This is a genomic window from Cerasibacillus terrae (assembly GCF_008039555.1).
GTDB lineage: Bacteria > Bacillota > Bacilli > Bacillales > Amphibacillaceae > Cerasibacillus > Cerasibacillus terrae.
Map to the genome: position 1 here is coordinate 23,789 of NZ_VDUW01000015.1, position 18,753 is coordinate 42,541.

The following is an 18,753-nucleotide window of genomic DNA, read 5'->3' on the forward strand; positions in this document are numbered from 1 at the left end:
AGAACAATACCTAAAAGGAGAAACAAAAAAATGAAATTCAAATGGTTTATATGGATGATTTTCCTCCTTCTTATCTTTGCATCTTGTGAACAAGGAACACCTTCATCGCTCGAGGTGAACATGTATAATGCATCAGGTGATATGGTTGGAAAAGCGACATTAACAGATGGTAAAAATGAGGTAACCATTAAACTGAAAGTAGAAGGTTTTTCCCCGGGGTTTCATGGAATTCACATTCATGAATATGCTAAATGCGATGCACCTGATTTTAAAACAGCAGGAAATCATTTTAATCCGGAGGGAAAAAAGCATGGTTTAATGCATCCAGAAGGAACACATATAGGAGATTTACCGAATGTAGAAGCTGATAGCTCAGGTATAATTGATACAGAAATTACGGTAAGTGATGCAACATTAAAAGAAGGGAAAAAATCACTTTTAACAGGAGAAGGAACGGCATTAATCATTACAGAGGATCAGGATGATGGAATGACACAGCCAAGTGGAGAATCTGGTAAGCGATTGGTCTGTGGAAAGATAACAAAACAAAAAGATGATGCATCAAATGAAGAACCGACAGATCCAACTGAAATCCAAAGTGAAACAGAAGAAGAATAAGTATCTGTATGGCTTTACAGCATCACCCGTCGTAAAATACGGGTGATGTGTCGCCAAACAGTCATTTAGGAAATTGCTTTTATTGCTGTAGTGATCCGTTCTACTCCTTCTTGTAACGTTTCTTTTGAGCATGCAATATTGATGCGCATAAATTGCTCCCCCACTTCACCATATCCTAAGCCACTATTTAAACCAACTTTTGCTTTTTTAATCATGAATTGCTGTAACTCTTCCCCAGACATTCCGAGTGAACTGCAATCAACCCATAATAAATATGTTCCCTCTGGACGAATAACTTTTAAGTCTGTTTCTTTTTCTAATGTGTCCATTACGTACTTTCTATTTTCATCTAATTGGAGTAGTAATTCTTCAAGCCATTCTTCTCCATGATTATACGCAGCTTGGAGTGCAAGATTCCCCATTGTATTAAGCATAGAAAATCCTTGTTTAGTAAAATATGCATCAAGTTTTTCTTTTAATGATGGATTTTCAGTGACACAATAGGAAACATTTAATCCAGCTAGATTAAATGTTTTTGTTGGTGACATACATGTAATCGTTTGCTGTGAAACTTCACTTGAAAGGGAAGCAATTGGGATATGTTGATATCCTGGATAGGTTAGATCTGCATGTATTTCATCAGAAATAATCAGTACATTATATTTTAAACAAAGCCTAGAAATTTCTGATAGCTCTTCTTTTTTCCATACACGTCCGACTGGATTATGTGGGGAACATAAGATCATTGCTTTTACATTCTGCTTTAGTTTATTTTCTAAATCAACAAAATCAATACTATAGGATTCATTTTTAAGTTTGAGTGGGTTTTTAACAACCTGTCGATCATGATTTTCAATCACATGATAAAAAGGTGTGTATACTGGTGTTTGAATTAATATTTTGTCTCCCTTGTTTGTAAATGCTTGCACAGCCATATGTAAACTTGTTACTACACCTGGACTAAAAGAAAGCCACTCTGTTTGAATTTGCCATTTGTGTCTTTGTTTAAGCCAATAAATAATGGCATCTGTTACGTGATTATCAATTATAGTATAGCCGAAAACACCATGTTGAATGCGTTCATTTAATGCATCTAAAACAGGTTGTGGTGCCGAAAAATCCATATCAGCAACCCACATTGGAATGAGGTCATCAGCTTCGAATATTTCTTGCATTGCGTCCCATTTGACAGATTGTGTGTTTTTTCGTTGTTGAATTGCCTTTAATAACATAGAATCCCCCTTCAAATCAATAATACCTTTATTATAACGTACATTTATATAATTTAATATATTCATTTTGCTCAAAAAAAGAAGCAAAGCATTTACGCTTTGCTTACAGGGGGAATACGAGAAAGTCTTACAATACATACTATTCCCCGATTTTTGGAGAAATAAACATCTATTCGTATTTTATAGTCTTTTTTCTAATGCATCTTTTTCTTGTTCAAATCCAGGTTTACCTAGTAGAGCGAACATATTCTTCTTATATGCTTCTACGCCAGGCTGATCAAAGGGATTGACACCAAGTAAATAGCCACTCATTGCGCAAGCTTTTTCAAAGAAATATACAAGATATCCAAAAGTATAGGCGTCAAGTCTTGGGATTTCTACAACTAAATTTGGAACCCCACCATCTGTGTGAGCAAGTATAGTCCCTTCATATGCTTTCGTATTAATTTCATGGATTGTTTTTCCGCTAAGATAGTTTAAACCATCTATATTTTGTTCATCTTCTTCTACCGTTATATCATGTTTTGGATGTTGAACATGTAGAACGGTTTCAAATAAATCACGTCTTCCTTCTTGGATATATTGTCCTAAGGAATGTAAGTCTGTTGTGAAGTTTGCAGATGTTGGAAAAATCCCACTTTGATCTTTTCCTTCACTTTCACCAAATAATTGTTTCCACCATTCAGAAAAATATTGTAAATGGGGCTCATAATTAACGAGCATTTCAATTGTTTTTCCCTTAGTATATAATATATTTCTTACGGCTGCATATTGATATGCTGGATTCTTTTGTAAGGAAGGCTCATCATATGCATTCATCGCTGCTTTAGCACCATCCATCATGTCGTCAATGGAAATACCACTAACTGCGATGGGTAATAGGCCAACAGCCGTAAGAACAGAATACCGTCCTCCAACATCATCTGGAATGATAAATGATTCATAACCTTCTTGATTTACAACTGTTTTTAAGGCGCCTTTTTCTTTGTCTGTTGTAGCATAGATTCGCTTTTTAGCTTCTTCTTTTCCGTACTTTTCTTCTAAGTAGTTTTTAAAAATACGAAAGGCAATTGCTGGTTCTGTTGTTGTTCCACTTTTTGAAATAATATTAATTGATACATTTTTATCTTTTATTACATCAAATAATTCTTCTATGTAAGTAGAACTTAAGTGATGGCCAACAAAGATAACTTGTGGCGCTTGACGTTCTTCTTTCGATAAAAAATTTTGAAATGAGTGATTTAGCATCTCAATTGCTGCACGAGCACCAAGATAAGAACCACCAATACCTATGACAAGTAGAATATCTGAATCACTCCGAATCTTATCTGCGCAAGATTTAATTCGAGAAAACTCTCTTTTATCGTAGTTTTTTGGTAGATCTATCCAACCAAGGTATTGATTTCCTTGGGCTATTTTATCATGTAACAATTGGTGAGCTGTTTTGACAAAAGGTTCTAAATAGTTTATTTCCTGAGGGTGGAAAAAAGGATTTGCTTTATCATATGAAAACGTAATATGTGTCATCATAATCCTCCTACAAATTCAATTATGCTGTAAATCATATTTAACTGTAACGAAACAGATAGAGAAAAGCAAGAATAGAGAGTATAGATTTATGTAAAAAAAACTTCCTTTTTCTACATGATTTTGCCATAGAAAAAAGAAGTTTATCGCCCGATTCGTTCTAGAGCCTTTAAGTCATACCCTTTTGGTACTAACAACAGTGGGAATGAAGAAAATAACCCTACTGATTGAAGTTTCATTTTATTGGATTTATTTCTTAAATGTTTGTTCTCTTTCTTTAGATTGGGAAATCCAATCTTGTAGCTTATCTTTTAATGTATTAAATCCTGCATCTGTATTATCTTGTTGAAATGATTTTGCTGGTTGTTCTTTTTTTGGTTGCTTCTTTGGTGGTTCTACTGTTGCACGAATGGAAAGTGAATATTTCCCTTTGTCTTCATCAATATTTAATATTTTCACAGTAACTTCATCGCCAACTGCTAAATGTTCATGAATATCTTTTACATACCCATGTGTGATTTCTGAGATGTGGACAAGTCCTTGTACTTCTTCTGTAAGTGAAACAAATGCACCATATGGTTGAAGTCCTGTAACTTTCCCTTGTAGAACTTGACCAACTTCAAGATGTTCGTTCATAATAACAGCTCCTAATTTTTATTCTTCACATTGCACATTTTTAAATTCTATCATAAAGAAATGCTCCTGGCAAAAATAGAGAAGACGATATAATGAAGAGAAGGATGTAATAATAGAAAAAACCCACCAATTCGTCTGGTAGGTGATTATATAAAGCTTAGCTCATTAAGGTGGTAATTATACTATTAAATACTGCATCCCAATGTGTTTTATCTTTTTGATAGGATGTTGTTAATGTATGAATTTTTTCGTGAAATAATTTATCATATTCTGGTGTATCTTTTGCTGGGAGACTGGCCATTGTTGTATCGACAAATTGTTGTACCTTTGGTGCTCTTGGTCCCCATTTTGCTACTTCATTTCCATGTTTATCTATAAAAATAAAAATCGGAATGGAACGTGATTTTCCATTTGTTAAATATTGATCCATTAGTTCCAAATTATCATCCCGTTTTAAAATTCGAACATCTATCATTGCCTTTTCAGCTATTCGTAATAAAATAGGGAGATTAAGCATGGCATCTCCACACCAGTCTTCTGTTAGTACGATAGCTCGCAACTCTTTTTGTTGAAGTTGGTCTAGTTCGGGTTGTTCTTGTAATTGAAATTCTTCATAAATTGCTAAAAGATTTTCTTGATATTTTTCCATGTTATTTACGTAATTCTTTGGTAAGATACCTTTATTAAACCAATGATTTAAATCCATTATACAATTCACCTCATTTAAATCGTATCATTAGTTTATATTTTATACTATTTATCATCGGTTAACTAGCTGTAAGACCCCACTGATTGAAGTTTCACTTTATGGAATTGTTTACAAGTAATCAGATGTTTTTGCTTTTATAAAGGGAAAGATTAACGATATGATGTTATTAGTGAAAGGAAAGGAGTAATAGAATGAATCAAAAATTTTTAATACAATTATTAAAAACTGCTTCCCCATCTGGAGAAGAGGTTGAAATTCAGAAAAAATGGATAACATATGTAAAGGAATTTGCAGATGAAATTAGAACAGATCCAATTGGAAATGCGATTGCAGTATTAAATCCAGATGCGGAGTTTAAAGTGTTATTAGCTGGTCACAGTGATGAAATTGCAATCATGATTAATCGAATGGATGATGATGGATTTTTATTTTTTGAAAAAGTTGGTGGACTAAATCCGAAGTCAGCTGTTGGGATGCGTGTAACTATTCTAGGAACGAAAAGAACTATTACTGGTGTGATTGGTGTAAATGCACAGCATCATGGTGGATTAAAAGGTGATTTTGATGTAGATGATCTATTTATAGATTGCGGGTTCCAATCCAAAGAAGAAGCAGAACAACATATTCAAATCGGGGATATGGGTGTTTATAAAACCGAACCAGAGATATTAATGGACCGTTATGTTGCTGGGCGTGGTTTAGATAATCGAACAGGTGCATTTATTGTTGCTGAGGTATTACGTCGATTAAAAGAGCGTGGCTGTAAAGTTGGTGTTTATGCTGCTTCAACAGTTAATGAAGAGACAAATATGGGTGGCGCGTATTTTGCTGCAGCGAGAGTAGAGCCTACGATGGCAATTGCATGTGATGTTACGTTTGCGACAGATTATCCAACAGTAAATAAAAAGAAACACGGTGATGTCAAATTAGAAGGTGGTCCTGTTCTAGCAAAAGGAGCTCCCATTCATTCAAAAATAAATCTATTATTAGAAAACACAGCGAAAGACTTAGAGATGGATTTACAATATGAACTTACACCACGAATGACTGGAACGGATGCAGATCGAATGCGACTTACTGGAAAAGGGGTTCCTGTAGCATTAGTATCTTTACCACTACGATATATGCACTCCCCTGTTGAAACGGTAAGTCTTCAAGATATGGAAGAGGAAATAGAACTATTGACAACAATGATTGCGAATTTAAATGGTACGGAAAATTTAAACGTTTTAGAGGTATAAATATAATAAAAAACATCTCTGTTGGTTTGTATACTAAGAGATGTTTCTTCTATTTAATCCTTAAGACCTATCTTCTCTACATTGAATAGGTCTTTTTTTCGTGGTTATCTTCGGGTATTTATACTAATATTTGGAACTCTATTTTTTAATATAAAATCACTAGTCTAAAAGATTCATTTTTTATGTAGCAAGTCTTTCTAGTTGCAATGATTTATTATAAGAAATGAATAGAACAATCCTTTCATTTATATATCTATCAATGGGTTTTGGATGTTTTATTGTTCAAACTATTTATGATTATAGTTAATATAGAACACTTTTTCTGTTACTTTTTACTTATTTTCATTGCCGAGTTATTTCTATTACAATAATCGACAGAATATTCAATAATAAACAGGTATAGTAAAGTTTACAACTAAGTTGATAGAATCCTAAAAATCATCGAGAAAGGAGATATTTATATATTGGTTTAGCACGAGAAATCAAAGATGAAAGAGGAGGAATTTATATGAAGAAAAATCGACAAAAACGGATGAGGTTATTTAGTATTATAGCATCTCTATTAATGATTTTATCTCTGTTTGCTCCAACTGTATCTGCACAATCTGTAGATAAAAATGGCAAAGAGGAAAGTAATACCAAAAGCAGTAGTAAAATCCATCATTCAGTCCATGACTCGAAGCAATTAGCTAAAGAAAAAGTAAGTAGTCAGTTAATGAATGAATTTAAAAAAGATGAATATGTTACATTTTTAGTTAAATTTACAGAAAAAGCAGAGGTAGAAAAAGCTGCGAAAAAAGCAAAGAAAAAAGCACAAAAAGCTAATATAAGTAGTAATCGTGCTAAATTTATGAAACAATCTGCTGTTATAACAGAGCTAAAAACAACAGCAACAGAATCACAACAACATGTGAAGGAATTTTTAGAAGCTGAGAAAAAGGAAGGAACAGTAAAAGACTATCATTCTTATTTTATTGTAAATGGAATGGCTGTGACAGCAAAGAAAGAAATTGCTGAGAAAATTGCAACCTTCACTGAAGTAGAAAAAATATTACCAAACGAAAAACGAGAACTTCATGCTGTAAAGAAGACAAAAGAAAAAACTCCAAAATCTAAGCTTCAAAATGTAGAATGGAATGTCGAACGTGTTAAAGCACCAGATACTTGGAGCATGGGAATTGATGGTACTGGAACAGTTGTAGCGAGCTTGGATACAGGTGCACAATGGGATCACCCAGCACTAAAAGAAAAATATCGAGGCTTTGATGCTGCAGCAGGTGAGGTAGATCATCAGTTTAGTTTTTATGATGCAACTGCGGCAGGTCAGAAAGAAGCTTATGATGATCAGGGACATGGTACACATGTAACTGGAACAATGGTAGGTAGTGAGCCAGATGGGAAAAACCAAATTGGTGTAGCTCCTGGAGCAGAATGGATTTCTGTTCGTGTCTTTGATTCCTCTGGTAGTACAACAGATGCTATTCTATTGGATGGAGCAGAATGGATTTTAGCACCAGGTGGTCGTGTAGATTTGGCCCCAGATGTTGTGAATAACTCCTGGGGCGGTGGACCTGGGTTGGATGAATGGTATAGAGATGCGGTTCGTGCCTGGAGAGCAAATGATATTTTCCCTGAGTTTTCAGCGGGAAATACGACTTTGTTTAATCCTGGTGGACCAGAATCCATTGCCGTTCCAGCAAACTATCCAGAATCATTTGCAACAGGTGCAACAGATATTGATGATATGATTGCAGAATTCTCTTTACGCGGACCTTCACCATACGGGGAAGTAAAACCAGATATATCAGCACCAGGTGTAAATATTCGTTCATCTGTACCTGGTAGTGGATATGAAGGTGGTTGGAATGGAACATCGATGTCAGGACCTGCTGTATCGGCAGTAGCTGCTTTATTACGTCAAGTGAATGCCAATATCTCTGTTGGTGATATGGAGGAAATTTTAATAAATACAGCAACACCAAGAACTGATTCAGAATACTCTGATGTACCAAATAATGGATATGGTCATGGTGTTGTCAATGCTTTTGAGGCTGTATCCTCTATTATGGACGGACTTGGAACAATTGAAGGAACCGTAATGGTAGAAGGAGAAGAGACAAAGGTACCGGAACAGTCGAATAAGGACAAAGAAAAGAAAAAGAAAAAGGCTAAAAAAGACGACAATAAAAAACGGAAAAATTCACTACCAACTTTTAAAAATAAAGAAAAAGGTGCTAAGCCAACTTTGCTACCACTCGGTGCTAAAGTAAGTGTGCTTGAAAGTGGTCGCACGGTAAATGCTGATCCGGATGATGGCACTTTTGCATTTACCCATGCAGCTGGTAAGTTCACTGTAATGGCAGATGCTTATGGATATCAATCAGAACAAGAGTCTGTTGAAGTGGTAGCAGATGAATCTACTAGTGTGAATTTTGTATTAGAAGAGTTGGCGAAATCCACATTAAGTGGCTCTGTTACAGATCAAGCAACAGGAAATCCGGTAAAAGACGCAACAATTTTACTTGTAGAGGATGCCAATATAGAGCCGATACAATCAAATGAAGATGGTACTTTCTCATTAACAGCATATAATGGCACGTACACATTAAAAATTGCTGCAACTGGATACCATACCCAAGAAGTAGAAGTATCCTTGAATAAGGATCAAAATTTAAATATTGAACTAGAACCATTCTATACCTATCCAGGTGGAGAAATTGGTTATGATGATGGAACTCCAGAAAATGCACGTGCTTTCTATGATGCAGGTAACAAATGGGCAGTGAAAATGTCATTACCTGAAGGGAAAGATACTGCCATTGTAACAGATGGGGTATTCCGATTCTGGGATACAGAGTGGCCATCGCCTGGTGGAACAGAATTTGCTGTTGAAGTTTGGGATGCTTCTGGTCAAGATGGACTTCCAGGTGAAAAACTAGCAGGTCCGATTGATGCGGAGGCATTACGTAATGGCGAATGGACAGTTGTCGATTTGTCTGAACATAATATTACCGTTGACGGCGATTTCTATATGGTTTATAAACAAACAAAGGACAATCCATATACTCCAGGATTAGCAACAGATGAGAGTAGTCCAAATGCGGAGCGAAGTTATCAATTTGCTGGTAGTTGGTCACAATCTCCAGCAGATGAAGGTAACTATATGATTCGTGCACGTGTATCCTATGAAATTGAGAACCCAGTTATTACAACACCAGAGGAATCCTTTATTACAAACGAAGCAGAACAAACGATTAAAGGAACTGCTTCTCCGACAACTACGATTCAATTATTAAATAATGGGGAAGAAGTAGACACTCAAGAAGTTGATGACAAAGGAAAATTCCAATTTGATGTTGAATTAACTGAAGGAGAAAATGAATTTAAAGCCGTTTCTTTGAAAAATGAAGGGAAAACAGGTGAATCAGAAGCAATTGTTGTAACACTGGATACGCAACAACCTGAGTTATCGATTGATAGTCCAAGAGACGGTGATAAAACAAACCGAGAAACGGTAACAGTAGAAGGTGTCGTTGCTGATGATTATCTTGATACGGTAGAAGTGAATGGACAGAAAGCAAATGTCAAAGATGGAAAGTACTCGAAACGTATTTTACTAGATAATGGTGAAAGTGTAATTGAAGTCGTGGCTACTGATTTAGCAGGAAATACAACAGAAAAATCAGTTACCATTGATGTGAATTTCAATGGTGTAGAATTAGAAGGATTGACACCAAATGAGGATGTCCATTTAGAGACTGGTGAAAGTGTGAAGGTTGAATTTACAAGTGAACCAGGATTAAAGACATCGTTTGCTATTCATATGCCATTAACCAATACAAAACATCAATTATCAAATACAACAGAATTACCTATAATGGAAGTATCTCCGGGTAAATATGTTGGATATTGGACAGTACCGAAAAAAGCCTATGCGGATGGTGCTGAGCTTGAGGTAACTGTAAAAGATGCCTATGGAAATGTAACAAAAGAAAAAGCAGCAGGAAAGTTATTTATCAATATTGAAGAATAAAGGTAAAAAAGGTACAGGACAAAAAGTCTTGTACCTTTTTTACAGGTATTGGGAGGATATTCTACTTGCGAAATCTACACATTTCAGTTATTATATAAATATAATTAAATATCGATTCGTATCTTCGGGGCAGGGTGTGATTCCCGACCGACGGTAATGGGTAATAAGAATTACTCAAAGTCCGTGACCTGTTAGGATATTCCTAACGGCTGATCTGGTGCAATTCCAGAACCGACAGTTAAAGTCTGGATGGGAGAAGATGACTAGCTACAACAGGTGCATTATGTACCTTGTTTTTCTGCGAATTTATTACCCTAAAGCCCCGGTTAGGCTTTAGGGTTTTTATATTTTATAACAAAAGCAGATAGGCTAATCCTTCATCACGAGATGTGAATCGATATAAGATGAAGGAGGAAGAAGAATGAAATCAAAAGCAAATATACAATCATCGAAATTATTAAAAATGATTATCTTATCAATTTTGGGAACCATCTCACTTTTATTACTTTTTCTTAATTTTCCACTACCAATTTTGCCAAGTTATTTAAAAATAGACTTTAGTGAGGTACCAGCTTTAATTGCAGCATTTATATTTTCACCAATTGCTGGTGTGATTGTAGAAGCAATAAAGAATATCTTATATCTTCTTGTCGGTGGTGGAGAACCAGTCGGAGTTAGTGCGAATTTTATAGCAGGTGTTTTATTTGTTGTTCCGGTTTCCGTGTTTTATCATAAATATAAACGAACAAAGAGCGTTATTTCAGGCCTTATCATTGGAACAATCGTTATGGCTGTTGCGATGAGTGTTTTAAATTATTTTGTTATCCTACCAGTTTACGCCATGTTTATGGGGATGGAAGAGATGCAGATAGCAAGTGTTAAAAAAGTGGCTGTCTTATATGGAATACTTCCTTTTAATCTATTAAAGGGAATCATTCTTGGACTTGTGTTTACACCATTATTCTTAAAGATGCGTCAATGGATTGAATCCAAACAGCACCAAATGATTTCATAAAACAGTTAACCTGTGATAAATAAAAAATCTGTCCATCCATTTGATGGGCAGATTTTTTTGTGGATTACCTGGCTGCAAGACCTCCACTTCAAGAATTCGAGATACTCAAGAATTATAAGTGGAGGATCAACAGCCAGTAAAGGCTCGATTCGTTCAACTTACATTTAGTGGGAGATGAAGAAAACCCCCACTTATTGAAGTTTTGCTTTCCGGAAGTGGCTGGTGAGCCAGTTATGTTGGTAAAACATATCTTTCACGCTCTATATTATTTTTTCCAATAGTAATGATAATCCAAGTAAGAACCCATAGATTGTATTTGTTTTTCCAGTAGCTACCATGGCAGGCATCATTTCAATAGGCTTTGTCTTTCCTTGGAATTTTTTAATAACTTCTATTGCTTTAAAAGTACTTAAAAAGGTAATGACAGACCAAATTGGAAGAATATCGTTAATGATATAGATAGCTGTTAGTGCATAGGCAATTAAAAACATTAGTCCTAAAAATTGAATGGCTTGTTTTCTACCTAGTAAGATAGCGAGGGTACGACGACCACTCTCCTTGTCATTATCTAAATCACGAATATTATTAGCTAAAAGAATTGCTCCGATAAAGATAGCAACTGGAATAGAAATAAAAATAATCTCTTTGGTAATGGTCAATGTTTGAATAAAATAGCTAATACCAATAATGACAGTTCCCATTAGTAATCCAGAAAATAATTCACCAAAGGGTGTATAGGCGATTGGTAACGGACCACCGGTATATAAATAACCAATAATCATACCGACAACACCGATAACTGCAACCCACCAACTAGAAGTAAAGGAAATATAAAAACCGAGTAAAATAGCAATTCCGAAAAACAAAATAGCTAAATTTAAAATAGTTTTTGGTGAAACGCCATCACGAACAATTGTTCCTCCAATACCAACTGAACCTTCATGGTCTAGTCCACGTACATAATCATAATACTCATTGAACATATTTGTAGCGGATTGAATCAAGATAGAAGCGACTAACATGGCTATAAACAGGCCGATATGGATGGGGCCTTCTAAAAGAGCAGCCATTGTCCCGATAAAAACTGGTACAAAAGAAGCGGTCAATGTATGCGGTCTAAGAAGACGCCACCAAACATGGAAGCCATCTTTTTCATTTAGTGCATTTTTTATGTTTTTATTTGTTGTTTGCATGCTTTTTCCTCCTGGGATAATGATATCCACATTAAGTTTATGTAAAGTAGGCTATCATGTCAATTAATCGAATAGTTTCTCTTGGTTAAAATAGATTTTAGATATTTATGTAAAATTGAAAAGCCATTCCTTGAGAATCAACAGCGAACAGCATAAAATAGAAGATGTATGTTTAAATGTTTAATTGTTTTTGGAGGATATAATAGATGACAGACACGCGAAACCTAAACTTAAAAGAAATCTTAACGAAGGCGAAAGAAGAAGGTAAGAAAGTAAATCGTCAATTAGTTAGTTATACAAGAAAGATAAATGATTTTAATCCGTTAGCAATTTTTGAAAATGGGAAAGAGCTTTCACAAAAAAAACGGATGTTTTGGAAACGATATGATGACCAATATATATTTGTTGGTATCGGTAATATAACCGAGATTGTTGTTGAAAATGAAGGAAAACAAGCTATTTATAACAAGTGGAGAAGAATAGTTAAAGAGGCGATAATCTATAACCCATATCAAGAAGCAGGAGTAGGATTGGTTGCCTTTGGAGGAATTGCTTTTGACCCTAAGAAAGCTCCGACACCATTATGGGCTAAATTTGCTGAAAATGAATTTCGGATTCCTCAATTTCTATTTATTAAAAAGAAGGATAGTTTTTACGTAACGATAAATATGTTGATAAACAAAGATGAAAATATAGAAGAATGTTTGAAAGAATATGAGAATATAGAGAAACAATTACTAGGGGAAAGAACGATACATCCTACAATGGGAAAAATTATAGATAAACAAGAGATAAATCCAGAGCAATGGAAACAGGCGATAGAGGATGCAAAAGTGAACATTCAACAAAAGCAAACTGAAAAAATTGTCCTGGCTCGTGAATTACGCCTGCATTTATCCCAATCGGTGGACATTACTAGTGTGCTACATACATTAATCGCAACACAACCAAATAGTTATGTATTTGCTTATGAACAGGGGACAGACTGTTTTGTTGGTGCAACACCAGAGCAGTTAATTAATGTAGAGGGAAATCAATTACAGTCGATGTGTGTTGCCGGAACAGCACCACGTGGAAGAACAGATGAAGAAGATGAAAGACTAAATAACGAATTATTTCATGATAAGAAAAATCGAGAAGAACATGACTATGTTGTGCAAATGATTCGACAATCAATTGAACCATTTTGTTACAAAATAGATATTCCAAATACACCGACCGTTTATCCATTAAAAAATTTACAACATTTATATACACCTGTTACAGCTATTTTAAAAAGTGGCCAACACTTATTCGATTTGATTGACACCTTACATCCTACACCTGCATTAGGAGGGACACCGAAAGATACAGCACTAGCATTTATACGGGAACATGAACACCTGGATCGAGGTTGGTATGGAGCACCAATTGGATGGATAGATTGTCATGACAATGGTGAGTTTGCTGTAGCGATTCGATCTGCACTTATTCAAGAGAAGGAAGCATCATTATTCGCTGGTTGTGGTATAGTCAAAGATTCCGATACGCAAACAGAGTATGAGGAAACAAAAATTAAGTTTTTACCAATGTTGTCTGTTTTAGGAGGATCATGATGGAACATACAGAAGTATTAACACGATATACAGCCAATTTTGTAGATGAATTGGCAAAAAGTGGTGTAACAGATGTCGTTATTTCACCTGGTTCAAGGTCTACTCCATTATCAATGACAATGGTACAACATCCACAAATAAAAGAATGGATACTAGTTGATGAACGTTCTGCTGCCTTCTTTGCTTTAGGATTGGCAAAGGAATCAGAAAAAACAGTTGCATTAGTATGTACATCCGGAACAGCAGCAGCGAATTACTTTCCGGCAATCGTAGAAGCCCATTATAGTCGTGTTCCACTATTGATTTTAACAGCGGACAGACCACATGAATTACGTGATATTGGTGCACCACAAGCAATTGATCAAATAAAAATGTTTGGTGGTTATGTAAAATGGTTTCATGAGATGGCTCTACCTGAAGCAAGTGATGCGATGTTTCATTATGTGAGAAGGAATGCCTCTCGAGCAGTACAAACAGCTAATCAAGGTGTATGTGGACCGGTTCATTTGAATTTCCCATTTCGTGAACCATTGGTACCCGATTTTAACTTAGAAAATATTTGGGGAGAAGAACTAGAAGAAAACCGTCCATTTACACCTTTTTATGATGGAATAAAACAACTCACATCTGAACAAATAGAGGAAATTAAAAACCTATTACAACATCATAAAAAGGGCTTATTTGTCGTAGGTCCACAAACAAATAAACAGCTTGCACAAGTAATTGTGACACTTGCTACCAAATGGCAAATACCTATTTTAGCTGACCCATTATCACAATTGCGAACGGGAGAACATAATAAAGGAAATATAGTTGAAACATATGATGCTTTTTTACGAGATAATGCGATTCGTAAATCTCTTACACCAGATTTTATCATCCGATTTGGTGCAATGCCAATATCAAAAGCTTTTTTGTTTTATATGAAGGAAAATGCGCATATCCCGCAATTTGTTGTTGAACCGTTTGTTGGAATTCGCGAACCGGTCGGTAACTCGACTAATATGGTGCACGTTGATCCTGTTTTATTTTGTAAACAAGTTGAAAAACATGTGCCACATCAATCGAGGTCTGAGTGGTTAGAAACATGGATAAAAATGAATGACATTGCCCGCTATCACCTGGTAAATGAGGAGGATATGAAACTTACGGAAGGAAATGCCACAAGAATTTTATTAGAACAAGTCCCAGAAGAATCCACTTTATTTATTGGAAATAGTATGGCAATACGAGATGTGGATACCTTTTTAATGGTAAGTGAAAAACGTTTTTCTCTTCTGGCTAACCGTGGAGCAAATGGAATTGACGGTGTTGTATCAAGTAGTGTTGGGGCGGGGGCTACAAGAAGAAGGGTTACATTATTAATTGGTGACTTATCCTTTTATCATGATATGAATGGCTTACTAGCAGCTAAGCAATATCATCTCGATGTAACGATTGTACTAATGAATAATAATGGTGGTGGGATTTTCTCCTATTTGCCACAAGCAGAAACAAAAAATAAAAAGCAATTTGAATTATTGTTCGGTACACCATTACATCTTGATTTTAAACATACAGCAGCACTATATGAAGCAAATTATTCTGTACCAAAGAGTATAGAGTCATTTAAAGCAGCATTACATCAAAGTTATCAGGAAAGAGGATTATCTATCATTGAGGTAAAATCAGACCGTACAGAAAATAAAGAATGGCACCGTAACAAATGGCAACAAATCCAATCTGAAATCTTACAGATGAGGTGCGAATAATAATGTATGTTACAATAGATGATGCAACTTATTGGTATGAAGTCTATGGGGATAGAGATAAGGAAACACTTGTGGTTTTACATGGCTTTACAAGTAGTACAAAAACATGGACAAGCTTTATATCCCAATGGAAATCAGATTACCAATTAGTTCTGATTGACTTACCGGGTCACGGGAAAACAATGACACCCCCAAGAACAATGGAAGCTTGTTGTCGTGATTTACATGAATTGTTAACCCTATTAAAAATACCATCTTATCACCTTTTAGGGTATTCGATGGGGGGAAGAACAGCTCTATCTTATGCGATGCTTTTTCCAAGTAAGGTGAAATCAATTATTTTAGAGAGTGCTTCACCTGGACTTATAACGGAAGAAGAGCGAATCAGTCGGATAAAACAGGATGAGCAATTGGCAACCCGAATTGAAAAAGAAGGTATCAAAGCATTTGTTTCCTTTTGGGAAAATATCCCACTATTTTCTACCCAAAAATTGTTACCGACTTCTGTTCAAAAGCAAATTCGTATGGAACGGCTATCTCAAAGCGAAGAAGGGCTTGCCCAATCGTTACGTTTCATGGGAACAGGAAGGCAGCCAAGCTGGTGGGAACAACTACACACCTGGACAAAACCAGTTTTATTATTGGTTGGTGAACAGGATGAAAAATTTATTCGAATAAATAAAAAAATGAAAAAACACTTCCCAAATGCATGTTTGACCGAAATAAAATATGCAGGACATACAATTCATGTGGAACAAGCTGAAAAATTTGGTAAAATAGTATTGGACCATCTTCACTCAATCCAATAGTACATATTTAAGGGAGGATATCTACCATGTCAGTAGAATGGAAAAAGGCAAGAGAATATGAAGAAATTATTTATGAAAAATATAATGGAATTGCAAAGGTAACGATTAACCGTCCAGAAAAAAGAAACGCATTTACACCACTTACAGTAAATGAGATGATTGATGCATTTGCAGATGCACGTGATGATTCTTCTGTAGGAGTAATTATTTTAACAGGACAAGGGGAAAAGGCATTTTGTTCAGGTGGAGACCAAACTGTCCGTGGGCACGGAGGATATGTTGGAAGTGACCAAGTACCACGTTTAAATGTACTTGACTTACAACGTTTAATCCGTACCATTCCTAAACCAGTCATTGCAATGGTATCTGGCTATGCAATTGGTGGTGGGCATGTTTTACATGTCGTATGTGATCTAACCATTGCAGCGGATAATGCAATCTTCGGTCAAACTGGACCAAAAGTAGGTAGCTTTGATGCAGGATATGGTGCAGGTTTACTAGCAGAGATGATTGGTCAAAAACGTGCTCGTGAAATTTGGTACCTATGCCGTCAATACAATGCAGAAGAAGCGTATGAAATGGGTATGGTCAATAAAGTTGTACCATATGAAGAACTAGAAAATGAAACCCTAAATTGGTGTGAAGAAATCCTTAAAAAATCACCAACAGCCCTACGTTTCTTAAAAGCTTCCTTTAATGCGGCAACAGATGGTCTAGCAGGATTACAACAAATGGGTGGAGATGCAACCCTTCTTTATTACACAACAGATGAAGCAAAAGAAGGAAGAGATGCATTTAAAGAAAAACGTGACCCAGACTTCAATCAGTTTCCACGTTTTCCATAATACAATGTAAAAAACCTTTGCTCTTGGGCAAAGGTTTTTTACACTAGAAGGGTGAATTATATATGTCAGAAGTAATTCCACATTGGTTAACCAAACAATCGTCTTTATCCCCAGATATTCCTGCAATCGAATTAGAGAATGGAGAAGTAATTACTTTTTTTGATTTGAAGCAACAAAGCCAATCCTTTGCAAAAAAGCTGGCAAATAAGGGTGTGAAAAAAGGAGATCATATCGGTATTTTATCAACCAATGATGTAAATATGATTATTTTAATCCATGCCCTAAGCTATTTAGGTGCAGTAGGAGTCCTTTTAAACATTCGCTTAACAGCGAGTGAACTACAGTTCCAAATGGATGATGCAGAGGTTTCTTTGCTTCTATATCATGAACAATTAAAGGAAAAGGGACTATCATTACAGATAAAAGAAAGATACAGTTTTAAGGAACTAACTGCTATAGAGGAGAAAGAAATCCCACTAAAACAGGAAATAAAGTTAGATGACCCATTTACGATTATTTACACCTCAGGAACAACCGGTTTTCCGAAAGGTGTTATTCATACATATGGGAACCATTGGTGGAGTGCAATTGGTTCCGCATTAAACTTAGGGTTATCAAAACAAGATAAATGGCTAGCGGTTTTACCGTTTTTCCATGTTGGTGGGTTGTCCATTTTTTTAAAAAGCGTAATCTATGGAATGCCTGTCTATCTTGTTGATAAGTTTGAACCGAATCAGGTGAACATGGCCATTCAACATAAGGGAGTAACCATTGTTTCTGTTGTTACCGTTATGCTGAAGCGATTAATTGAATCATTAGGAACTGAAAAATATCCAAAAGCTTTTAGGGGAATGCTTCTTGGGGGCGGTCCTGCTCCTGAAAGTCTTTTAGAAAAAGCGAAGCAAAAAGAAATCCCTGTCTTCCAATCCTATGGTATGACAGAGACATCCTCTCAAATCGTTACATTAAGTCCATATGATGCACTAAGAAAAATTGGTTCATCTGGTAAACCATTGGTCCCGGCTCAATTAAAAATATCACAACCGCAAGCAGATGGAGTTGGAGAAATCCATGTTAAAGGACCTATGGTTACAAAAGCATATTACCGAAATGAAGAGGCTAATACAAAAGCTTTTGATGATGGTTGGCTGCGAACAGGGGATTTAGGATTTATAGATGAAGAAGGTTTTTTATACGTAGTAGATAGGCGAAATGATTTAATCATATCTGGTGGAGAAAATATTTACCCAACAGAGATTGAAAACGTCCTTAGTGAATTACCTGAAATAAATGAAGTAGCGATTGTAGGAAAACCAGACTCCAATTGGGGAGAAGTTCCTGTTGCTTTTATTGTTAAAAGAGAGAATTACTTATCAGAAGATAGAGTGATTGAGTTTGCTAAACAAAGATTGGCAAAATACAAAGTGCCAAAACAAGTATATTTCATAAATGAGCTCCCTAGAAATGCTTCTAAAAAAATAGTTCGTTCAAAATTAAAACAAGAATTTTAAACCTGCGTATGTATGCTTCACATATAATTGTGACAAAT

At 35.6% G+C, this 18,753-nt stretch carries 14 protein-coding genes and 1 riboswitch; of the genes, 9 read left to right on the plus strand and 5 right to left on the minus strand.

What is annotated here, in order from left to right:
• Positions 1 to 30: 30 nt before the first annotated feature.
• Positions 31 to 618, plus strand: coding sequence for a superoxide dismutase family protein (locus FHP05_RS14410; protein ID WP_147670554.1), 588 nt, complete (start codon positions 31 to 33; stop codon positions 616 to 618).
• A gap of 65 nt (positions 619 to 683) precedes the next feature.
• On the opposite strand, the gene FHP05_RS14415 is transcribed toward FHP05_RS14410, so the two are convergent.
• The 4 genes from FHP05_RS14415 to FHP05_RS14430 form a co-directional block, all read right to left on the minus strand.
• Positions 684 to 1,850, minus strand: a complete 1,167-nt coding sequence (locus FHP05_RS14415; protein ID WP_147670556.1) for a MalY/PatB family protein — start codon at positions 1,848 to 1,850, stop codon at positions 684 to 686.
• Between the two features lie 180 nt (positions 1,851 to 2,030).
• Entirely contained in the window at positions 2,031 to 3,377 is a 1,347-nt protein-coding gene (locus tag FHP05_RS14420) for a glucose-6-phosphate isomerase (RefSeq protein ID WP_147670558.1), read from the minus strand.
• Between the two features lie 249 nt (positions 3,378 to 3,626).
• Positions 3,627 to 4,013, minus strand: a complete 387-nt coding sequence (gene yugI / locus FHP05_RS14425; RefSeq protein ID WP_147670560.1) for a S1 domain-containing post-transcriptional regulator GSP13 — start codon at positions 4,011 to 4,013, stop codon at positions 3,627 to 3,629.
• Between the two features lie 157 nt (positions 4,014 to 4,170).
• On the minus strand, positions 4,171 to 4,719 hold the full coding sequence (locus FHP05_RS14430) for a thioredoxin family protein (RefSeq protein WP_147670562.1): 549 nt from the start codon (positions 4,717 to 4,719) through the stop codon (positions 4,171 to 4,173).
• Positions 4,720 to 4,913: 194 nt separating this feature from the next.
• On the opposite strand from FHP05_RS14430, the gene FHP05_RS14435 reads away from it, so the two are divergent.
• From FHP05_RS14435 to FHP05_RS14445, 3 genes are all read left to right on the plus strand, one after another.
• A complete protein-coding gene (locus FHP05_RS14435; RefSeq protein ID WP_147670564.1) occupies positions 4,914 to 5,963 on the plus strand; it encodes a M20/M25/M40 family metallo-hydrolase in 1,050 nt (349 codons plus the stop codon).
• A gap of 508 nt (positions 5,964 to 6,471) precedes the next feature.
• A complete protein-coding gene (locus FHP05_RS14440) occupies positions 6,472 to 9,996 on the plus strand; it encodes a S8 family peptidase (protein ID WP_147670566.1) in 3,525 nt (1,174 codons plus the stop codon).
• A 116-nt stretch (positions 9,997 to 10,112) separates the two neighbouring features.
• A riboswitch (FMN riboswitch) is annotated at positions 10,113 to 10,261 on the plus strand.
• A gap of 156 nt (positions 10,262 to 10,417) precedes the next feature.
• Positions 10,418 to 11,011, plus strand: a complete 594-nt coding sequence (locus tag FHP05_RS14445; RefSeq protein WP_147670568.1) for an ECF transporter S component — start codon at positions 10,418 to 10,420, stop codon at positions 11,009 to 11,011.
• Positions 11,012 to 11,271: 260 nt separating this feature from the next.
• Here the strand turns inward: FHP05_RS14445 and FHP05_RS14450 are convergent, their stop codons facing one another.
• On the minus strand, positions 11,272 to 12,204 hold the full coding sequence (locus FHP05_RS14450; RefSeq protein ID WP_147670570.1) for a 1,4-dihydroxy-2-naphthoate polyprenyltransferase: 933 nt from the start codon (positions 12,202 to 12,204) through the stop codon (positions 11,272 to 11,274).
• A gap of 206 nt (positions 12,205 to 12,410) precedes the next feature.
• Between FHP05_RS14450 and FHP05_RS14455 the strand changes: the two genes are divergently transcribed.
• The 5 genes from FHP05_RS14455 to FHP05_RS14475 all read left to right on the plus strand — a co-directional run bounded on the left by FHP05_RS14455 (position 12,411) and on the right by FHP05_RS14475 (position 18,715).
• Positions 12,411 to 13,799, plus strand: a complete 1,389-nt coding sequence (locus FHP05_RS14455; RefSeq protein WP_147670572.1) for an isochorismate synthase — start codon at positions 12,411 to 12,413, stop codon at positions 13,797 to 13,799.
• Complete coding sequence (gene menD / locus FHP05_RS14460; protein WP_147670574.1) at positions 13,799 to 15,550, plus strand: 2-succinyl-5-enolpyruvyl-6-hydroxy-3-cyclohexene-1-carboxylic-acid synthase; 1,752 nt, start codon at positions 13,799 to 13,801, stop codon at positions 15,548 to 15,550. Before FHP05_RS14455 ends, menD begins: the two co-directional genes overlap by 1 nt.
• 2 nt (positions 15,551 to 15,552) lie before the next feature.
• Positions 15,553 to 16,359 (plus strand): 2-succinyl-6-hydroxy-2,4-cyclohexadiene-1-carboxylate synthase, encoded by an 807-nt coding sequence (gene menH / locus FHP05_RS14465; protein ID WP_147670576.1) that lies wholly within the window; start codon positions 15,553 to 15,555, stop codon positions 16,357 to 16,359.
• Positions 16,360 to 16,385: 26 nt separating this feature from the next.
• Entirely contained in the window at positions 16,386 to 17,204 is an 819-nt protein-coding gene (gene menB / locus FHP05_RS14470; protein WP_147670578.1) for a 1,4-dihydroxy-2-naphthoyl-CoA synthase, read from the plus strand.
• 62 nt (positions 17,205 to 17,266) lie between these two features.
• Positions 17,267 to 18,715: an o-succinylbenzoate--CoA ligase gene (locus FHP05_RS14475; protein ID WP_147670580.1), complete on the plus strand. Its 1,449-nt coding sequence runs from the start codon at positions 17,267 to 17,269 to the stop codon at positions 18,713 to 18,715.
• Positions 18,716 to 18,753 lie beyond the last annotated feature (38 nt).

Coding starts and splice junctions, on each gene's coding strand:
- FHP05_RS14435 (WP_147670564.1), top strand. CDS start 4,914: ATGAATCAAAAATTTTTAATACAATTATTAAAAACTGCTTCCCCATCT.
- FHP05_RS14440 (WP_147670566.1), top strand. CDS start 6,472: ATGAAGAAAAATCGACAAAAACGGATGAGGTTATTTAGTATTATAGCA.
- FHP05_RS14415 (WP_147670556.1), bottom strand. CDS start 1,850: ATGTTATTAAAGGCAATTCAACAACGAAAAAACACACAATCTGTCAAA.
- FHP05_RS14450 (WP_147670570.1), bottom strand. CDS start 12,204: ATGCAAACAACAAATAAAAACATAAAAAATGCACTAAATGAAAAAGAT.
- FHP05_RS14455 (WP_147670572.1), top strand. CDS start 12,411: ATGACAGACACGCGAAACCTAAACTTAAAAGAAATCTTAACGAAGGCG.
- menB (WP_147670578.1), top strand. CDS start 16,386: ATGTCAGTAGAATGGAAAAAGGCAAGAGAATATGAAGAAATTATTTAT.
- FHP05_RS14445 (WP_147670568.1), top strand. CDS start 10,418: ATGAAATCAAAAGCAAATATACAATCATCGAAATTATTAAAAATGATT.
- yugI (WP_147670560.1), bottom strand. CDS start 4,013: ATGAACGAACATCTTGAAGTTGGTCAAGTTCTACAAGGGAAAGTTACA.
- FHP05_RS14430 (WP_147670562.1), bottom strand. CDS start 4,719: ATGGATTTAAATCATTGGTTTAATAAAGGTATCTTACCAAAGAATTAC.
- FHP05_RS14420 (WP_147670558.1), bottom strand. CDS start 3,377: ATGACACATATTACGTTTTCATATGATAAAGCAAATCCTTTTTTCCAC.
- FHP05_RS14410 (WP_147670554.1), top strand. CDS start 31: ATGAAATTCAAATGGTTTATATGGATGATTTTCCTCCTTCTTATCTTT.
- menH (WP_147670576.1), top strand. CDS start 15,553: ATGTATGTTACAATAGATGATGCAACTTATTGGTATGAAGTCTATGGG.
- FHP05_RS14475 (WP_147670580.1), top strand. CDS start 17,267: ATGTCAGAAGTAATTCCACATTGGTTAACCAAACAATCGTCTTTATCC.
- menD (WP_147670574.1), top strand. CDS start 13,799: ATGGAACATACAGAAGTATTAACACGATATACAGCCAATTTTGTAGAT.